The organism is Neptuniibacter sp. QD57_21, assembly GCF_047778075.1.
Taxonomy (GTDB): Bacteria; Pseudomonadota; Gammaproteobacteria; order Pseudomonadales; family Balneatricaceae; genus Neptuniibacter.
The window spans coordinates 990,665-1,005,854 of the sequence record NZ_CP180549.1 but is presented as its reverse complement, the minus strand read 5'-3'; the positions used below and the strand labels follow the sequence as shown (position 1 = coordinate 1,005,854).

Annotated in this window: 14 protein-coding genes; 13 read left to right on the top strand and 1 reads right to left on the bottom strand. The window is 45.1% G+C overall.

The genetic code is table 11. The annotated features are described in order from the left end of the window. The 4 genes from ACMXYS_RS04345 (at position 1) to ACMXYS_RS04330 (ending at position 5,166) form a co-directional block, all read left to right on the top strand. On the top strand, positions 1-1,365 hold the full coding sequence (locus ACMXYS_RS04345) for an O-antigen ligase family protein (RefSeq protein ID WP_415897694.1): 1,365 nt from the start codon (positions 1-3) through the stop codon (positions 1,363-1,365). A gap of 133 nt (positions 1,366-1,498) precedes the next feature. Next, positions 1,499-3,304, top strand: a complete 1,806-nt coding sequence (glmS, locus tag ACMXYS_RS04340) for a glutamine--fructose-6-phosphate transaminase (isomerizing) (protein WP_415883785.1) — start codon at positions 1,499-1,501, stop codon at positions 3,302-3,304. Further along, the gene (locus ACMXYS_RS04335) at positions 3,301-4,032 is read left to right on the top strand and encodes an acyltransferase (protein ID WP_415883784.1); all 732 of its coding nucleotides are present in this window, start codon (positions 3,301-3,303) and stop codon (positions 4,030-4,032) included. The genes glmS and ACMXYS_RS04335 overlap by 4 nt, the downstream gene beginning before the upstream one ends. Before the next feature lie 12 nt (positions 4,033-4,044). Next, on the top strand, positions 4,045-5,166 hold the full coding sequence (locus tag ACMXYS_RS04330) for a glycosyltransferase (protein ID WP_415883783.1): 1,122 nt from the start codon (positions 4,045-4,047) through the stop codon (positions 5,164-5,166). 68 nt (positions 5,167-5,234) lie between these two features. Here ACMXYS_RS04330 and ACMXYS_RS04325 read toward each other — a convergent pair whose 3' ends face one another. Continuing rightward, entirely contained in the window at positions 5,235-5,546 is a 312-nt protein-coding gene (locus ACMXYS_RS04325) for a hypothetical protein (protein WP_415897693.1), read from the bottom strand. Positions 5,547-5,888: 342 nt separating this feature from the next. Here ACMXYS_RS04325 and ACMXYS_RS04320 point away from each other — a divergent pair, with 342 nt between their 5' ends. The 9 genes from ACMXYS_RS04320 to ACMXYS_RS04280 all read left to right on the top strand — a co-directional run bounded on the left by ACMXYS_RS04320 (position 5,889) and on the right by ACMXYS_RS04280 (position 15,185). After that, positions 5,889-7,022 (top strand): beta-ketoacyl-ACP synthase III, encoded by a 1,134-nt coding sequence (locus tag ACMXYS_RS04320; RefSeq protein WP_415883781.1) that lies wholly within the window; start codon positions 5,889-5,891, stop codon positions 7,020-7,022. Positions 7,023-7,244: 222 nt separating this feature from the next. Continuing rightward, positions 7,245-7,739, top strand: a complete 495-nt coding sequence (locus ACMXYS_RS04315; RefSeq protein ID WP_415897692.1) for a hypothetical protein — start codon at positions 7,245-7,247, stop codon at positions 7,737-7,739. Next, complete coding sequence (locus ACMXYS_RS04310; RefSeq protein WP_415883779.1) at positions 7,729-9,228, top strand: GumC family protein; 1,500 nt, start codon at positions 7,729-7,731, stop codon at positions 9,226-9,228. Before ACMXYS_RS04315 ends, ACMXYS_RS04310 begins: the two co-directional genes overlap by 11 nt. Beyond that, positions 9,225-10,316, top strand: a complete 1,092-nt coding sequence (locus tag ACMXYS_RS04305; RefSeq protein WP_415897691.1) for a glycosyltransferase — start codon at positions 9,225-9,227, stop codon at positions 10,314-10,316. Before ACMXYS_RS04310 ends, ACMXYS_RS04305 begins: the two co-directional genes overlap by 4 nt. Position 10,317: 1 nt before the next feature. After that, positions 10,318-11,499, top strand: coding sequence for a glycosyltransferase family 2 protein (locus ACMXYS_RS04300; protein WP_415897690.1), 1,182 nt, complete (start codon positions 10,318-10,320; stop codon positions 11,497-11,499). Positions 11,500-11,521: 22 nt separating this feature from the next. Next, positions 11,522-12,157 carry a sugar transferase gene (locus tag ACMXYS_RS04295; RefSeq protein ID WP_415883776.1) on the top strand — a complete coding sequence of 212 codons (636 nt, stop codon included), beginning with the start codon at positions 11,522-11,524 and terminating at the stop codon, positions 12,155-12,157. 238 nt (positions 12,158-12,395) lie between these two features. After that, positions 12,396-12,695 (top strand): STAS domain-containing protein, encoded by a 300-nt coding sequence (locus ACMXYS_RS04290; protein WP_415883775.1) that lies wholly within the window; start codon positions 12,396-12,398, stop codon positions 12,693-12,695. A 10-nt stretch (positions 12,696-12,705) separates the two neighbouring features. Further along, the gene (locus ACMXYS_RS04285) at positions 12,706-13,095 is read left to right on the top strand and encodes a hypothetical protein (RefSeq protein WP_415883774.1); all 390 of its coding nucleotides are present in this window, start codon (positions 12,706-12,708) and stop codon (positions 13,093-13,095) included. Next, the gene (locus ACMXYS_RS04280; protein ID WP_415883773.1) at positions 13,092-15,185 is read left to right on the top strand and encodes an SLBB domain-containing protein; all 2,094 of its coding nucleotides are present in this window, start codon (positions 13,092-13,094) and stop codon (positions 15,183-15,185) included. Before ACMXYS_RS04285 ends, ACMXYS_RS04280 begins: the two co-directional genes overlap by 4 nt. The last annotated feature ends 5 nt before the right edge of the window (positions 15,186-15,190 follow it).

The following is a 15,190-nucleotide window of genomic DNA, read 5'->3' as shown; positions in this document are numbered from 1 at the left end:
ATGAATTTTCGAGTAGAGGGCAATGGCTCACAAATTTTAGTAGCACTCACCTGCATAGGTTTGCTGACTGCGGCTTGGTATCTCGTACCTCATCCTGCAGTCAGTGCCATTGCTCTACTACCACTGATGGTCTTGATTGGTTTACGCCTGCCCTTCTTGCTTTGCTTAGCTTTTATCGCTTTCTCTTTCTTTCGATTGCACGAGGTCTTTCCTCAGCTCTATCCACTGAAAATTCCACAACTACTCGCCATCGCAACACTGGGTTCTCTTTCTATTAACCTCATTACAAAACGCATTCAAGTTTTCTGGTGCCAAGAGCAATCTCTGTTTATGTGTTTTTTCTGCTTGGTCGTCATCGGTGCCGTGTTAGCAACCAACAGAGATGCCGCACTTACTTCACTAAACGGAACCTATGTAAAAATTGCACTCATGCTGATAGCGATTAGTTGGCTACTACGACAGGAAGCTCAGTTTAAAGTTCTGATCCTCAGCATGATGTTGTGTGGCATCGCAGTAGGCGTGATGGCGCTTTATAACAAGCAGATGGGACTGGAGCTTGTTGAAGGAACACGTGTCACAATAGGCCGTAGCATCGGCTCTATGCTAGGTGACCCGAATGACCTATCCCTGGTACTTTTATTTCCAGCTAGTTTTGCTTTAGCCAGCTTTATGACCCCAGGCTTTGGTAAAGCGATTAAACTGCTGAGCTTGTGTGCATTTCTTACGGTATTTTGCGCCATTATCGCCACTCAAAGCCGCGGCGGTATGCTAGGCATTTGTGCCGTCGGTGCTGTATTTGCTTGGTATAGAGTCAAAAATAAAATGCTGCTGATTGGTGCTGGTATTTGTGCACTGAGTATTTTATTTGTAATTGCGGGGGTGAGTGATCGTGCTTCAGGTGGTGCCCACGAAGAAGGTATTGATGAATCAGCCATGGGTAGGATCTATGCTTGGCAAGCAGCAATGGGCATGGCGATTCACCACCCAATTACTGGGGTTGGTCTTAATAACTTTATCTCCAACTACTTCGAATACAGCCCCCATTGGGATGGCAAAAACCATGCAGTTCACAGCACCTGGTTTGGCGTCATGGCCGAGACCGGGATACTCGGCTTCATCCTATTTATCGCGATAATTAGCAGTATTGCCAAAATAAGTCTGACAACCGTCCAGCATTTCCGCCCAAAGCCTAACCAACCTTACTCACCTGTTCTTTATGCCTGTGCCCAGTCGGTGCAAGCTGGACTGGCCGGTTTTTGTATTTCTGGCACCTTCCTCACTATGGGTTTTACTTGGCCTATCTACATTCTTTTATCTGTCGCAATCGCCCTTTCTCAATATCAAAAACGTCAATTAACAAAGTGATTCGCATTTTGCGAAAAACAGATTCAAACCCTCTCCACACAACACCTAACTCATTGAATTTAATAGATTTAACAAATGGCACAAGTCCTGCAAAACCTAGATATGACTTTAAAAAATCTGCAGGAGATTAGGCATGTGTGGAATAGTAGGCTCGATTAATCATAACGACATTGTCCCTGAGCTATTACAAGGATTAAGTAACATCGAATATCGCGGATATGATTCTGCAGGTATCTCAATACTTGCACCTAATGGCATCACTACCGTCAAACGAGAAGGGAAACTACAGCAACTCAAAAACCAACTTGATCAGATGCATCTATCTAGTTGTGCAGGAATTGGCCACACCCGATGGGCAACCCATGGTAAACCCAACGAACTAAACGCGCATCCCCACTCCAACAATGATGTTGCGGTGGTCCATAATGGCATTATTGAAAATTACATCGACTTAAAACAATGGCTACAAAGTGAAGGGTTCGTCTTTCAAAGCCAAACAGATACTGAAGTTATTCCTCATCTGATCAGCCTGTTTTTACAACAAGGCTATGAGCCTGAAAAAGCACTTAATCGTGCGCTCTCTCACCTTCAAGGCGCTTTCGCATTAGGCGTACTTTTTAAAGAAGATGAGCAACATGTTTATGCTGCGCGCCGGGGTAGCCCTCTGGTCTTAGGTAAAAGTGAGCAAGGTATGAGTTTAGGCTCAGACTCTATGGCACTCAGTGGTTCTCCAACTCATATTCTGTATTTAGAAGAAGGGGATCAAGCTTGTTTGGATCGTGAAGGGTTCAGTCTAGTCGACTCATCAGGCCGTATCATTAAACGAGAAATGCAGTTATTCGAAGCAGAAGACCACTCTCAGGATAAGCAAAACTATCGCCATTACATGCATAAAGAAATCCACCAGCAAGCAGATAGTGTACGTAATACGTTCTATCACACCCAGAGAGTACTCCCCGAGGCCCAGATAGATTTTAACCAAGTCGATAGACTCAATGTCATTGCATGCGGCACTTCCTTTTATGCAGCAATGGTCACTAAATACTGGTTTGAAAAGATTGCTAAATTGCCCGTTGATGTCGAAGTCGCATCTGAGTTTCGCTATCGCTCTCCTCTGTTGAGCAAACAAGGTATCTCGCTATTTATCTCTCAATCTGGCGAAACGGCAGATACTTTGGCAGCACTTCGTTATGCCAAGAAACAAGGTCAAAAAACTATAAGTATTGTGAATGTTGCAGAAAGCACCATCGCTCGAGAGACTGACTTCAGTATACAAACTCAAGCTGGGCCTGAAGTAGGCGTTGCATCAACTAAAGCATTTACTGCCCAGTTAACAGTCTTAGCAACCTTAGCCGTCCGTGCTGCTTTTTGCCGAAAAGAAATTGATCTAAATGAAGCCTCCAAATTAAGCCTCGAGCTTTCCACTATGCCCTCACAGGTTGAGCTGGTTTTACAACAAGAATCCTTGTTCGAGTCTATCGGTGCATCGATGCAAGATTGTCAGGATGCCTACTTTATCGGACGCGGCTCTAACTTCCCTATCGCTTTAGAAGGCGCGCTTAAACTAAAAGAGATCAGTTACATACATGCTGAAGGTTTTAGTGCAGGCGAGTTAAAACACGGTCCTATCGCCCTGATTGAAGAAGGTACACCAGTGTTTGTCATCGCACCTAATGACGATCTGCTGGATAAAACCAGAGCCAATATGGAAGAGGTTATGAGCCGTGGAGGACGCTGTATCTTCTTGGGTGATTCTGAAAGTATCCGTTCTCTTCGAGATCTAGAAGTTGAATCAGTCACACTGCCTAATGCTAACTCAATTGTAACCCCCATTCTGTTCACTATCGCGTTACAACTCATCGCTTATCACGCTGCGTTGGCGAAAGGTACCGACGTAGATCAACCTCGTAACCTAGCTAAATCGGTGACAGTAGAATGAACACACTCCAAGGGCTTAAACAGTGGATAAAAGCAGGTAATCATCCACTGGCCCGTACTTTAAAGACCTGTCATTACACACTGCACAATTTCGAAATACCGGCGGTAAATGTGGTGTTTAAACCCATTCGCATGGGGCACACATTGTGTACTGGATTGCTAAGCGGTATCGCACGGGTATTTTACTGGACACCCATGTTTAAAACTCGCTTAAGCCAAGCAGGCCGACAGTTATACATATACGGTGGTATGCCACTCGTCCAAGGTAGCCTTGAGATAAGTATGGGTGATCGCTGCCGTATATCTGGTCAAACAACCTTCTCCGGTCGATGGAGTGGCACAGAAACGCCACAACTAATTATTGGCAACAATGTGGGTATCGCATGGCAAACCACCATCGCTGTCGGTACTAAGGTGGTTCTGGAAGATAACGTCCGTATCGCAGGCCGTGGTTTTCTAGCAGGCTACCCAGGCCACCCAGTTGATGCAAAAGCTCGTGCCAAAGGCCTTCCGGATACAGAAGATCAGATTGGCGACATCATCCTACGTAAAGATGTATGGCTAGGTTCCGGGGTCACGGTAATGAAAGGAGTCACTATTGGTGAAGGAACCATTGTGGCTGCGGGTAGTGTGGTGACTGAAGATCTACCTCCGTTTGTGATCGCTGCTGGCGTTCCTGCAAAAGTGATCAAACCACTGTCTCAACCTAAACCCTGCAAAGTGGCTTAAAGGAGAGCTCTCATGAATATCGATCTATTAGTTTTTGGTGAGGACTGGGGGGGACACCCCAGTAGCACCCAGCACTTAATGAAGCACCTTTTAGCAGACAATGAAGTTTTATGGGTAAACTCTTTAGGCTTAAGAAGACCAAGGATGAACCTACGCGATATGGGCCGTATCTGGAATAAACTCAAAGCCTTACTCAAGGCACCGACACCGAACCTTTCCGGCTTACACCCCTGCTTGGTCAATCCTATGGCGCTGCCATTTCCGGGTAGCTCTCTTGCGAGAACAGTCAATAAAGAGTTACTCACCAACAAACTTCGCCCTTATCTGAAGGATCAAAGCCAAGCTCCGATTTTATGGACTTCGTTACCCTCTGCTGTGGATGTTGTGGGCAAAATGGGCGAACGCGCTGCCATCTACTATTGTGGTGATGACTTTTCTGCCCTAGATGGGGTGGATCACGCGCCAGTCGCCAAGATGGAAGAGGAATTAGTTAAAAAATGTCAGCTAATTATTGCCGCAAGTCCTAAGCTGGCGGAGAAATTCCCTGCTCAAAAAACCTTGGTATTACCCCATGGCGTCGATTGCGAGATGTTCGGACAACCAGCAGAACGTGCATCTGACCTTCCTGATGGTCCGGTCGCTGGGTTTTACGGTGCGCTAGCAGGCTGGTTTGACCAAGAACTATATATTGAAGTTGCTAGACGCCTCCCCCACTGGACCTTCGTTTTGATCGGCCCTGCGCACACCGATATCAGTTTACTGTTAAAACAGCCTAATATTGTTTGGTTAGGCCCTAAGCCTCATCATGAGCTGCCTCGCTATAGTCAGCACTGGGATGTTGGATTGCTTCCCTTCCTTCGCAATGAACAAATTGAGGCCTGTAACCCGCTAAAATTACGCGAGTACCTTGCTGCGGGTAGCCCCGTTGTGAGTACAGAATTTCCGGCTTTAGACGGTTATCGTGATCTAGTGAAAGTAAGCAATGTTGCAGATGGTTTTGCTGCGGCTATCGAAGAGATTGGGCAAACCGAAAAGCATAGAGAACTAATGAAGGAGATCCGACGTAATCGGGTGAACCGCGAAAGTTGGACTCAACGCGCCGAGGACTTAAAAGAGATGCTGAATAATCTCTAAAAGAAAAGCTTATGATTCTTCAGGGGAAAGACCATCGCGTCTAATTCCCCTGAGAAAGGAGAATAACCTTAGACAATTCTAAGAATCTCCCAATATTGTGAACCGGAGACAATATAAGGCTCAAGCTCCTTACTCCATGCTTTGTGAACCTCAATATCCCCTAACTTTTGCCAAGATTCATCAAGCTCAGTTAACCCGGAGATAACCACTTCCGAAATAACAACAGACTCTTTCGCTCCTACAGACCCTGTGACAATTCTTACTTTGTCAGAGGTCCATCCTATTTGGCTACCAATCTCATCAAACCAACGAGACAGTGAATCAATGACTGTTTGTTTGTGTCCAAAACGCGCATCTATATGCCATCTTGCAAGCATCATACTCCTTTCCTCCTTTAGAAAAGGTTCCATAGAACGGCGAGTTAAAATGCATAAGTTATTTAACTATCCGATGGACGATCAACAAACCTTCCTGACACACAAACCATAGTGGCTGATCAGATTTTCAGCGAGAAAGTAGCAGTAATCTCTTCGGAATTATTTTCATAGTGAGAAGCGACCGATTGGCAACGGCCATTTTGAAGTTCAACTGAGACAACTGAAGAAAATTGCTAGTAAATAATAACGCTTATGTTAATGGCATAAGCTATGTTTAGCGGGACAATCTAACGTTGGCTTTTATAACGATTGCAGCCCTATAACCTGCCCTGCCGAGACAATTTTATGAATTCGATATTTTCCCCAGTCGTCATTAGCGGTTTCGGTCTTTGGACCCCTAACTACAGCATTAGTAACGAAGAATTGGTAGAGGCCTATAACCAATACGCCGAGAACTATAACCAGCAAAATGCCGATGAGATTGTTGCTGGCAAGTGCGAAGCCAAACCATTATCAAATGCTGAATTTATCGAAAAAGCTTCGGGCATTAAAAGTCGATTTGTCTACCGCAAAGAAGGCGCACTCGATCCAGAAAGAATGCGCCCTTACATTGAACCTAGAAGCAATGATCAGCTTTCCCATCAAGCAGAAATGGCGGTAGCAGCCGCAAGCAAAGCGCTAGTAAAAGCGAATAAAAGCGCGGCTGATATTGATGCAGTGATTGTCGCTTGCTCCTATACCGAAAGAGCTTACCCAGCTATTTCTATTGAGGTGCAACAAGCATTAGGTATTCAGGGTTTTGCCTTTGATATGCTGGTTGCCTGTTCTTCTGCCACTTTTGCTCTGCAGCGGGGCTATGAGATGTTAACGGCAGGTACGGCGAAAGCGGTTTTGATCATTAATCCAGAATTAACCTCACCCCAGAATAACTGGCGTGATCGAGATAGCCATTTTATTTTTGGTGATATAGCTGTCGCTACGATAATGGAGAACGCCGATAGCTGTACTTCAGAAGAGAGTTACGATGTACTAAGTACCAAATCCGTGACGCTTTTCTCCAACAATATTCGCTCTAATTTTGGTTACCTTGCCTACACCAATGATAGCGATCCCTTTGGGCAGGATAAGTTCTTTATTCAACAGGGTAGGAAGGTGTTTAAAGAGGTCTGCCCTATGGCCGTAGAGCACCTCTCGACCCAACTAGCGTCTTTGGGGATTGAAAACCAGCAAGTCACTCGCTGGTGGCTGCATCAGGCCAATATCAATATGAATCAACTGATCGGTAAAAAGTTATTAGGCCGAGAAGCCTCGCAAGAAGAGGCTCCGATCATCTTAGATCAATATGCCAATACAGCCTCTGCCGGCTCACTTATCGCATTCAACCTATACCAATCCGATCTCAAGAAGGATGATTTAGGCGTTATCTGTTCCTTTGGTGCAGGCTATTCCATAGGTAGCTTAGTGATTAGAAAGCGTTAATTTCGCAAAAGATACCGCTTCCGGAATACCTCTCAAGCTTATTCTCATTTTGAGAATCAGCTTGAGAAAAACCTCAAAAAGCCTAGTTCACCTCGCCTAAACAGCTCTCTCCACAAACAACGAACCCCTAGTATTCATGGGGCTTGTAGATCATTTTATTTAGGTTGGCCTAAAAGCTGCAATTTCTTGAGCAATAACAAAATTTTGCTCAGGAGATAGACCATGTGCTCTAAGTTTATTGCAACCACCCTGTTTACTTGCAGCCTTTTTTCACTGACAGGATGTACTGCAGCACTAAAAACCATGGATATAGGTTTTTTAGGCTCCGAAGACACACCTGTAGCAGAAGAAAGCATCAGCATAGACCAACTTCTCTCCCGTGCCCGCGGCGAGAAAGGTTACGCAGATAACCACGTCCCTCGTGAACTTGTTTTACGCTTCGAGGATGACAGCGTGGCATTAGATGAAAATCAAAAAAATAACCTCAACGAATATGCCAATGCCCAGCCTTCAAAGCTCAGTGTCGAATGCTCACCGAGTGAAAGTTCAGATCGGTTTGTAGCGGTCGGTGTAGGTATCAACCGTTGTAACGCTGTTAGTAACTTCCTGGAAAAGCGCGCTAAGAAAACCGATATGCGCTTATCCCCTTCATTAGCGCCAAATCAGGTGCTGATCAAAAAAGCCAATAACCTAACGGTAGCCAACCATGATTCGTAGCGCATTAGTCAAAAACATCGCGTCCATTCTGTGGGCTGGATGGAGGCGTCGTTATTTAATCGCGCTGCCTATTTTGCTTATGCCATTTATTGGTTTGGCGATCGGCATTCTATCGCCTAAAAAATATGAAACAACCACCACTATCTTGTTTCAAGAAGCCTCTGAACATAATCCATTTCTAGAGGATCTATCGATCGCGACTAACCTTCGCCATCGTATGGAAGCACTCAACGCTCTTCTGCATAGCCGCCATATTCTTGCGGGCGTCGCTTGGCAACGCGAGATGATTACTGAAGAGATGGATGAGAAAGAGAAAGCCTACATCATCGGTCAGCTATCTAAATCTCTTACCGCAAAACTGGTCGGCGACAACCTGATTAAGATCTCTTACAAAGCCGAAGACAAAACACATATGAAAGAGACGTTGTCTGTGGTCAGTATGCGTTTTGTCGAGCGCGTCCTTGCGCCGCAACGTTCATCAATAGTTCAATCTGAAACTTTCCTCGCTAAAGAGCTAGAAACTCGAAAAGCGGATCTTCAAACTGCGGAAAAAGCATTAGCCGAATATAAAAATGAGTTCGCTAGCGAGCTACCGGCATTGCATGGTGCTAATGTCGCGCGCTTATCCAATCTGAAAGCCTATATCGCTGAACGCCGCATCGAGCTTGAAGGCGCTAAAGCCGCTCAAGCAAGCCTAGCGTTGCGCCTATCACAAACGAACCCAGTCGTCGGAAAAATTGAGGAAGCCATCATCAACGTGATGGCAGAGCTGACCCAACTTCGCGCTCGGTACACCGACGAGCACAGTCAAGTGCAGCATGTGCTTGCTCAGTTACAGTCTTTAGAAAGAGAGCGCAGCCGCATTTTAAAGAGTATGAAAGCTCTTAACCAAGGCGACCTCAATAAAGTAAAACTTGAACGCCTTTGGGCGATCGCCACTACCGCAACGACCAATGAATCAGAGCAAGGTGGCAATCAACACCCACTGCTTATTTCCCAGTTAGAGCGCCTTCAGCAAGCCGACGACCATATTGAACGTTTAAGCAAAGAGGTTAGCTCCTTAACTTCTGAGATAGAAAACCTACAAAACCGCGTGAATGGCTACGGCCAGCACGAGCGTCGTTTAAAAGAACTGGAGCGCGACATTCAGGTTCGCCAAAAAATCTATGAAGACTTAGCCGAACGTCATGAGATGGCCAGAGTGACTCGCTCACTTGGTAAAAATGAAGAGAGTGAACGGGTAAAACTGATCGATCCACCTTTTGAACCTTTGGCACCTATCAACCTTCCCCTTATCGCCTTTGTTATTGCCGGCGTTGTTGCGGGCATCGGACTTGGTTTTGGGCTCGCTGTAATCGCAGAAGTCCTCGATACCACCGTTCGTCGTAAAGACACCTTAACAGAGATGTTAAATGTCCCTGTGCTCGTTCGAATTCCGCCGCTTGAGAAAGATTTAAACGATATAGCATTGCAGGAGAGTACATCGTGAATACCGTAATCGTACAAATCGTCCAACATCTCCGCCCTGGCGGAATTGAGACTATGGCTTTAGACCTGTTAAACCAACTGAGCAATAAAGCCGATGTCTATATTTTTAGCTTAGAAGGCAGTTATGAAGAAGCGGTAAAAGAGTGGCCAAGACTGGAACAATACCGATCTCAACTGCAATTTTTCCACAAAAAAGAGGGCATCAGTCCGCGCTTATTTTTGCGTTTAAAAAGCGCATTAAAAGAGATCAACGCTACCGCTATTCATACTCACCATATCGGTCCTCTGCTTTACGGTGGCATAGCGGCGAAATTATTAAAACTACCTCATGTTCATACTGAACATGATGCTTGGCACCTGAATGCCTCCGCGAATAAACGTTTGCAAAATCACCTGATTCGCTTCCTGAAATTCACGCTAGTTGCAGACTGTGAAGCGGTAGCAAACGAGCTGTTACACCACTTCCCTAATAGTCGCCCTGATATTATTCAGAACGGCGTAGATACTACACACTTCAGCCCTCCAACCCCGATCGAAAAATTAAAAAGTAGGAAACATTTAAACCTACCTGTACAAGGAGCCTTGCTAGGCTGTGCCGCAAGGCTGGAAGCCGTAAAAGGTCATGAGCTGCTGCTTAAATCCTTAAGTCATACGCATACTAACTTATCTCTGGTTTTAGCTGGGGATGGCTCCTTACTCGATCATCTAAAAAATGTCGCTTTTGAGCTGGGTATCAGAGATCGAGTGTTCTTCCTAGGCCATCTAGATGACACCCGTCCCTTCTATCACGCGATTGATATTTTCTGCCTCTCATCTCTTAACGAAGGTTTACCACTTTCACCATTAGAAGCCCAGGCCTGTGGTGTACCTGTGATCGTGACCGATGTTGGGGGGTGTAAAACCATTGTCTGTCCAGACTCGGGAGACCTTATTCCTCCCGGAAGCCTCATAGCACTGCAACATGCCATTTTACGCCAATATCTGATGCCTAAGCGCCACAGCCCAAGAGAGTTTGTCTTGAAGAAAGGCAACCTGCATAAAACCGCTGACGCTTACTTCGAACTACTTTCACAACCAAAGGAGGCATAAAATGATTATCTTACTATTGAGCTTATTTGCGTTGAGCTGGGTCTTAATTATCTATCACCATATTGCTTATCCTCTGATCATGAATCAGTTGAATAAGACGCAAACTTCTAAGCAAGAGAAAGAAATAGAAGAAGAACCTAACTACCGAAGCCTTTGCATCTTTGTACCAGCATATAACGAAGCTGACTTCATTGCTGATAAGCTGAGAAATATCGCCAGTCTAGATTACCCAAGTGAGAAGCTTCAGGTCATTATCGCCTGCGATGGCTGCAAAGATAGAACAGCAGAAGTCGCTCGCGAGGCTTTAACAGAACCAGAGCTAGCTCACTTAAACGTAAATATCCTCAACTTCCGAGAAAACCACGGCAAAGTAGCACTAATCAATCAAATTATTCCAAATATTGATGCCGAAATAGTGGCGTTAAGTGATGCTTCCGCGCTGATCTCATTTGATGCTTTAAAACTGGTTAATCACCACTTTAATAACCCTAAAACCGGTTTGGTGGCAGCCACCTACAAACTCTTATCCCCAGGAAGTGAGGGAGAAAAGCAGTATTGGAACTATCAAACTAAGCTCAAGCAAGGTGAAGCACGTATAGGTAGCACGATAGGTGTCCATGGCGCTTTGTATTTTATCCGCCAAACCTTATTCACTCCGTTACAGGTAGATACGATCAATGATGATTTCATTCTGCCTATGCAGATCATTGAGCAAGGTTACGAAGGTAAATATGACAGCGATCTAATCGGCCTAGAATTAGAAGCGTCTTCCCTCGATATGGATCATAAACGCCGTATTCGTATCGCCGCGGGGAACCTACAACAGGTACTCAGACTAACTAAGCTACTATCACCAAGCTTTGGTGGAACAGCCTTTAGCTTCTTTTCCGGTAAAGCGCTACGAGGCCTGATGCCGCTGATCTTGCTCGCTCAGTTTGTATTGTGCGGTTTGCTAGCGCTCTATCTAGATGCTTTTGCTATCTTCACCGCACTACAACTGCTAGGCATTGGACTAGCACGCCTATCCACACTGATTCCCGAAAACAAAACTCCAACTCATATCTTATATAAACCTTTCAAACTCGGATTTTATGTCATAAACGGTTACTACAACGGCCTTACTGGATGCCTTCGCTATCTAGCCGGATTAGAAAAAGGCCATTGGAAATCAGTTAGAGATTAATGCCATATAAGGAGATATCACCATGAACAGTTATATTCCAACACCCGTAATTTTTGCTAAACGTTTGATGGATATAGTGGTTGCAATCACAGGGCTCATTATTTGCCTGCTTCTATACCCTTTTATCGCATTGGCCACTTACATTAGCTCTCCCGGTCCTATTCTGTTTAAGCAGCTACGCATTGGACATGCCAATGGCGAAAAAACAGAGCTCTTCTGGATGTATAAGTTCCGAACCATGCGCTTAGATGCAGAAGCAATTTCCGGGGCCACTTGGGCGACCGAAGATGACCCAAGAGTTACACCGGTAGGACGCTTTTTACGGAAAACCCGCTTGGATGAGCTACCACAGTTTTTTAATGTCCTAAAAGGCGATATGTCGTTGATTGGCCCGCGTCCAGAACGTCCAGGCTTCTATCAAAAACTAGAGCAAGCTATTCCTTTCTTTGCAGAACGAACTTGGGGGATCAAACCGGGTATTACTGGCCTCGCTCAGGTTAATCAAGGTTACGACCGCACCATCGATGATGTGCGCTCCAAGGTTGCCTTTGATCATGCCTACGCACTCAGTCTTGGAAGTTTAGTTGGCTGGCTCCGTTCGGATTTGGGCATCATGTTTAAAACCCTCATCGTAATGGTTTGTGGACGGGGACAATAAGCATGGACACAGGATAAACGCTCAGAGTTAACCCAAACCTTCAGCTCTGAGCTCACCCGATTCCACCAATAGAGCGATCAAAATAGGTTTTACAATTTGATTCTCAAAATGAGAATAGTGAACTACATTCTCATAAAAATAGATCCAAACAATATCAACCCCCCTATAAATCAAAGCGTTAAATCTCTGGCATAGGTATTGCTCCTTCTTAGTTATAACTGACATAAGGAGAATCGTTATGCCAACTTTAGAAGCTGTACAAAATGAACTACACCTAGAGATTGAAGGATCATTAGACGCCCTTGCCGTAGAAATTCTTCGACCAAAATTCGATGAATTAATACAGGATCAATCTGACGTAGTACTTAACTTAGGAAAAATTGAGTTTATCGATTCTTCCGGTATTGGTGCCATTGTCTTCTTATTCAAACGCTTACGTTCAAAAGAACGAACATTAAGCCTTTGTGGTGTTCATGGTCAGCCTCTAGAGCTGCTGAAACACCTACGTATTGATCAATCGATCACTGTTCAGGACTGAGGCCAGAACAATGAAATTGATCTCACTATTACTGTTACACACAACGCTACTGACCTCTTCCGGCTGCTTCTACTTAGTGCCGGAAGGCGAAGGCGGAGTGGCGGAGCGTTTCCCAATTAAAAATGAAGTCCCCACTCTGCAATCTAGGCTAAAAAAGTGCGAAGCGGTCATTAGTGAACACAATTTAGATGGCAAACAAGACCAATACCCAGCGATCTATCAAGAGATTCAATTGCTGGTCACCCGTAGCAGAAGACTGTATGAGGCGAATTACCTTATGCAAGCACAGCTACCTTTAGAGCAAGCAGAAAAGTTACTGCAAATTTTAGAGAACCAAGCTGCTTCCTTAAGAGTGAAAAGTCATTGCAACCAACAGCTAACTCAGGAGGCATGCATATGATCCCTCTAATCAGAACACTCATCTTATTTGTACTTTTCAGCGGTAACCTTTGGGCTGAAACACTTCGCCCAGGAGACATGATTCAGATAAAACTACCGGGTGAAAGCGCATTTGAACAAAGCTTTCAGTTGGACCAACAGGGACAGATCGTTTTGCCTGAGATTGGTGCGATCAACCTCGAAGGCCGCAACTTAGGTGAAGCCAAAGCCCTGCTTAAAAATCGCCTTGGAAGCGTTTATAAGGATCTATCAAAATTTGATATTTCTCTGCAGGAACGCCGCCTTTCAGTCACTGTATTAGGCTATGTAAAAACGCCAGGTGCAGTAGATCTTCCTATTAATTCCAACGTCCAAATGGCGATTAACAAAGCCGGTGGTCTTGCACAAGGTGCACAACTCAACAAATTGCAGATCCGCAGAAACAATAAGCTGATCGAATTTGATTACAAACGTTATTTAGACAGTGGTGATCCTAGCTCCCTACCCGATCTAAATCCTATGGATGTAATCTTTGTGCCAGCATCTCCACTGATCGGTAATGTCCAGGTCGATTTCGATGCCCGCACACTGACTGCATCTGGTGATGCCGGTAAAAACGGTGAATCGGTAAAAGTATTTGGTGAGGTTCATCGCCCAGGTACCTTTGCCTATAAAGAAAAAGCATCAGTAATGGATCTAATAATGCGTGCTGGTGGTGTAACACGTTATGCCGGTATCGAGCAGATTCGTGTTATCCACAACGGTCAGCCTTTCCCATTCAACATGCGTGAATATCTAGATACGGGTAACCCTGCCCTTATGCCTGAAATTCATCAGGGTGATGTGATCTTTATCCCTCAAGCAACCGAGCAAGTTCAGAGTGGCTCTCGTACTGTTTATGTCATGGGTGAAGTTTTCAAACCCGGTGCTATGGAGATGGGTGAAGAAAGTGGTTTCTACGATCTATTAGCGACTGCAGGTGGTCCAACGCGTTTTGCTGAAACCCGTCAGATTCGCATTATCCGTGCTGATGGCCAAGTCGTTCCTTTTGACTTACAAGGCTATGTCGATGGTCAACGTCGCGGCAGTTTGCCTGAAATTCTTCCGGGTGATGCGATCCTTGTACCCGAAAAAACCGATATGAATGAGAAAAGCTGGTTAAAGGTACATCCAAATAGAGCCGTTAAAATTATTGGTGCGGTCAGAAGACCAGGCCGCTATGAGTGGGCATCAGAGATGACCATGATGGATCTGATTGCCCATGCCGGTGGCCCTATTGCCAGTGCCGATACAGCTCACCTACAGATTCTGCAGAATCGTGGTAACGGCGTCACTGAGTCTGTTAGTTTTGACCTAAAACATTTCCTAGATAAAGGTGGTGATATTCGCCAGATCCCACGAATTCGCGCCGGTGATACTGTGGTGATCCCAGAACTACCTAAAGACCCAAATGACAACCGCTCACAGTGGGTAAGACAATCTAGCGACCGTTCTATTTATATCTTTGGTGAAGTCGGTGCGCCTGGCCGTTACGCATTTAACAATGAACTAAACTTCCTTGATATTTTGTCCGCAGCACAAGGCCCTACTGGTTTGGCTGATCTATCTAGTGTGCGTATTACTCACCGTAAGCAGGGTAAAACTGAAGTAAGCCATCTTAATCTACACAACTATTTTCAAACAGGTGATGAAACTCTGCTGCCTACAGTGAAAAACGAAGATGTGATCTTTATCCCGAAACGTGACCGCGCATGGTTAGAAAAGCCAAAAGAAACCGTAGTTAGAGTACTAGGTGCGGTTGCTCGCCCTGGTCGCTATAGCTTTGATGACAATATGACCGTCTTGGATCTGTTAGCCGAAGCCGGCGGTCCACTAAACAGCGCTCTGCAGGATCGAATTATGGTGATTAACCGCATTGATGGTGAAGCACATTCGCGTCTATTTGACCTAGTCGATTTTGCAAAAACCGGTGATTATCGCGACCTTCCAGTTATACGCTCAGGCGACACATTATATGTACCAGGTCGAGAACAAAGTACTTGGTATCGATTTGTTAGCACCTTACAGGAATCAGTCACTGTTATATCGTTTGCCACATTAGTAGGTCTGTAAAGGAG